The sequence below is a fragment of the Bartonella sp. AD328YNZD genome (genome assembly GCF_042196425.1).
In genome coordinates this window covers 1-1,818 of the sequence record NZ_JBHIQG010000430.1, presented here as the reverse complement: position 1 = coordinate 1,818, position 1,818 = coordinate 1, and the positions used below count along the sequence as shown (strand labels likewise).

General features: G+C 38.9%; 2 protein-coding genes. One reads left to right on the top strand and one right to left on the bottom strand.

All coding sequences use genetic code 11. The features are described from left to right. Positions 1 to 161: 161 nt before the first annotated feature. Positions 162 to 905, bottom strand: a complete 744-nt coding sequence (locus ACFIO3_RS12535; RefSeq protein ID WP_375606349.1) for a L,D-transpeptidase — start codon at positions 903 to 905, stop codon at positions 162 to 164. 265 nt (positions 906 to 1,170) lie between these two features. Between ACFIO3_RS12535 and ychF the strand changes: the two genes are divergently transcribed. Further along, a partial coding sequence (ychF, locus tag ACFIO3_RS12530) for a redox-regulated ATPase YchF (RefSeq protein WP_375704563.1) occupies positions 1,171 to 1,818 on the top strand: 648 nt, incomplete at its 3' end.

Sequence of the window (1,818 nt, the reverse complement as noted above, 5' to 3'; positions counted from 1 at the left end):
CAAAACCTGTTGGGAAAATATGAAAGCTAGCAAATAGAACAATGATATTTGTACATATCTTTTGAAACAGAGAAGAGGTCTATACTCTTTTTTTGGAGGAAGAGAAGATTGAACAGCAAACCAAAATACCCAAACGGCTCTCTCCAATCTTCTCCCCTAAATTAAAAAAAATCATTTGGCTGAATGGTCGATTGTAGCGGATCGTAACCATTTGATTGTTGACTATAAACTGTAGGAATACTCCTATTGTTTTGCAATACCACAACACGCGAACCAACGGGAACACGATCATAAAGATCGATAATATCTTGATTAAGCAAACGGATACACCCACTTGAAATAGCACGCCCAATTGACCACGATTCGTGTGAGCCATGAATACGGAAAAGTGTATCTTTCCCATTTTTGAACAAATAAAGTGCCCGCGCACCTAATGGATTATCGGGCCCTGGTGGCATTCCTTTCCCAAGATGACCATAACGTTCTGGTTCTCGAGCCATCATAGCTGCAGTAGGAGCCCAATTTGGCCACCGACGCTTGCGCTGTATAACCCCCTCACCTTCAAATGCTAGGCCTTCTTTACCGACACCAATCCCATAACGCAAAGCTTTTCCATTTTCACCAATAAGGTAAAGAAAACACTCTTGCGTATCTATAACCAATGTTCCAGGCGCATAAGATGTATAATAAATCACCTCTTGTCGCCAATATTTTGGATCAATTGTCGCAAGATCAACAGCAGGTAACGAATAGGCCTCATTCGTTACAGGACCATACAAAGCCTGTATTTCTGGTGGAATGTATCGAACTTGTTGAAAAGGTACCGATGACATATCTGACTGACGTGTAGCACATCCAGCCAAAGCCAAAAGTGCTGCAATTAAAAAGGCACAACGAGATAACACTCTTCTATTTTCTCCGATTAATTATTTATGCAGATTTGCATACCATGAAAAACTTAGCACACTATTAACATTAATTCGAAGTTTTCTTATCCTTGTAACTAAGGAGAGCATTAAGATAAGAAGAACTAAGGTAAAAAAGTAGATACCTACTACTTTAGACTTTTTTCTCACTTATCGCAAGACAAGGACTATAACTCTTCTGAAAATATGCTATAAAAAGGAAGCTTTATCTTAACCATAAAATCAGTAGAAAAGAAAGACTCTCATGGGCTTTAAATGCGGTATTGTCGGATTACCTAATGTCGGGAAATCAACTCTTTTTAATGCATTAACAAAAACAGCCACTGCACAGGCTGCCAATTATCCTTTTTGTACTATTGAACCCAATACCGGTGAAGTTGCTGTTCCAGATTTACGAATGGAAAAAATTGCATCAATTGCTGGTTCAAAAGAAACGATTCCTACACGCATTAACTTCGTTGATATTGCGGGGTTGGTACGAGGAGCCTCAAAAGGCGAAGGTTTAGGGAATAAATTTTTAGCCAATATTCGTGAAGTCGATGCCATTGTCCACGTTTTACGCTGTTTTCAAAACGAAGATATTACCCACGTAGAAGGACGTATTGATCCTGTTAGTGATGCAACAACGGTTGAAACCGAACTTATGCTTGCAGATCTTGAAAGTCTTGAGAGAAGAATCGTACAAATCCGTAAACGAGCAACTGGAAAAGATAAAGAAGCCCTTACAATTCTACCCATTATGGAAAAAGCATTAAACATACTGCAACAGGGAAACCCTGTCCGCTTATTACTCAAAGATATCTCTTCTGATGAAAAGAACATTCTTAAAAGTTTAAATCTTTTAACCTCCAAACCTGTACTTTATGTTTGCAACGTAAGCGAAAATGACGCC